Origin of the sequence: Microbacterium sp. GbtcB4, from assembly GCF_019091465.1 — a bacterium.
Classification (GTDB): Bacteria; Actinomycetota; Actinomycetes; order Actinomycetales; family Microbacteriaceae; genus Microbacterium; species Microbacterium paraoxydans.
Genome location: NZ_JAGXJJ010000430.1, coordinates 1 through 242, shown reverse-complemented (window position 1 = coordinate 242; position 242 = coordinate 1). Strand labels below are relative to the sequence as shown.

The following is a 242-nucleotide window of genomic DNA, read 5'->3' as shown; positions in this document are numbered from 1 at the left end:
TTGGAGCAGCAGGTGTACTGCGAGGAGGGGGTGCGACGGGCCCAGGAACGCGGAAGGGTCCCTGAGCCCGGCGAAGGGGTTACCAGCGGTAGTGAGCGAACGCGCGGTTCGACTCGGCCATCTTGTGGGTGTCCTCGCGGCGCCTGACCGCGGCACCCAGGCCGTTCGACGCGTCCAGGATCTCGTTCTGGAGACGCTCGGTCATCGTCTTCTCACGACGGCCCTTGGCGTAGCTCACGTGC

1 pseudogene is annotated in these 242 nt (G+C 67.4%); it reads right to left on the bottom strand.

Annotated elements, in window-relative coordinates:
* Positions 1-79: 79 nt before the first annotated feature.
* Positions 80-242: pseudogene (locus KVS71_RS18365) on the bottom strand (30S ribosomal protein S7); the annotation flags it as partial.